General features: G+C 37.0%; 1 protein-coding gene and 1 pseudogene. Both read left to right on the top strand.

What is annotated here, in order from left to right; translation table 11 throughout:
• Positions 1-311, top strand: a pseudogene (locus V4762_RS10005) (Rpn family recombination-promoting nuclease/putative transposase); the annotation flags it as partial.
• A gap of 315 nt (positions 312-626) precedes the next feature.
• A partial coding sequence (locus V4762_RS10000) for a helix-turn-helix domain-containing protein (protein WP_347315632.1) occupies positions 627-772 on the top strand: 146 nt, incomplete at its 3' end.

Raw genomic sequence — 772 nt, 5'->3', positions numbered from 1 at the left:
TGATATCAGAGATAGGAGGCGAAGAAGAGTTGATAACCTTAACTAAGAAGTGGAAGATGGAAGGAAAAGAAGAAGGCAGGACGGAAGGCAGGATGGAAGGCGAAAGAGAAGGTGAATTAAGAGGCAAAAGAGAAGGCATGCTGCTTGATGCTCAGGATATGGTGTTAAACGCTATTGAGGCAAAATTTGATACTATTTCGCCTGAAATAGAGAGCAAGGTTAAAAGCATCTCGGATAGAGAGAGACTAAAAAATATAATGAAGGCTATGTTTAAAATTAACAGCATAAGCGAGCTTGAGGATTTACTATAAATTCAAAAAACCGATCTCTTATTAATTTGTACAAAAAACAAAAATATTACTCACTTTTTAGCAGTAAATAAAAAGCTTAAATGCTTTGAATTACCAACAGTTATTGAGATTTTTGTTTGCTCTAACTGTCAAAGATTTTATTTCGTTTTAACCCCGTGCGACAAGAAGTCTCCCGCCTCAACGAATTGCAATGAGTAGGTGGGGGATGAATTACCGCTCTTTATTTTGTTCTTGTCTTCCAAAATACAGCCATGATATAATCAGCAATATAGCTATATATGCTGGTGAATACAACGAAAACCAGGGTGAGAAGATATGAATAAGTCTTACAAGTACCGCATATGCCCTGCTCCCGAACAGGAAATTCTTATCAATAAAACCTTTGGCTGTGTGCGGTTTGTCTATAACAAGATGCTTGCAAATCGCAAAGAGGTTTATGAGCAGTTCAAAGATGATAAGGA

The sequence above is a fragment of the Thermodesulfobium sp. 4217-1 genome (genome assembly GCF_039822205.1).
In the GTDB taxonomy this organism is placed as follows: Bacteria; Thermodesulfobiota; Thermodesulfobiia; order Thermodesulfobiales; family Thermodesulfobiaceae; genus Thermodesulfobium.
This window is presented reverse-complemented; position numbering and strand designations above follow the sequence as displayed.